Raw genomic sequence first — 545 nt, forward strand, 5'->3', positions numbered from 1 at the left:
CGTCCTGGCCCTCCCGCCCCGATCCGGTCGGCCGGGTCCTGCTCCAGGCGATGATGCTGGCCGGGCGAGACCCCGTCGACGTACGCGCGGCCCGGGTGATCCTGAAACGGGACGCGTCCCGGCCACACGGCTTCGCCGTCCACGCCACGTTTCCGATGTACCTGTGACGACGACCCGCAGAGGCTGATCCCGTGCCCTTGAGTCCCCTCGAACACGACCGCCGCTACGGCGAGTTGGACCAGGTGATCCGCGCCTACGCCGGTCAGCCGGCCGACGACACCCCGGACAAGCCGAGCGAGGCGCTCACCGCCTATCTCCGCCACACCTGGCACACCCGCCCCTGGGCCCTCGCCGTGGCTGAACGCCAACTCCGCGAGTACGCCGACAATCCGCCGGGCCGACTCCGACTGCGCCTCGGTGAGTTCTACGCCATCCCAGATGTGGGTCTCCCCGAAGGCGCGACCCAGCAATGGCTGTACTGCCTCGCCGACCACATCAAGCACAGCGTCGAGGAGGGCGAGGTCCCGCCCCCGACGACCACCGCC

At 70.6% G+C, this 545-nt stretch carries 2 pseudogenes; both read left to right on the forward strand.

What is annotated here, in order from left to right:
• A pseudogene (locus AC31A1_RS38460) lies at positions 1-167 on the forward strand (RNase A-like domain-containing protein); the annotation flags it as partial.
• A 24-nt stretch (positions 168-191) separates the two neighbouring features.
• Positions 192-545 (forward strand): annotated as a pseudogene (locus tag AC31A1_RS38465) (contact-dependent growth inhibition system immunity protein); the annotation flags it as partial.

Source organism: Streptomyces sp. P5F9 (assembly GCF_057961495.1).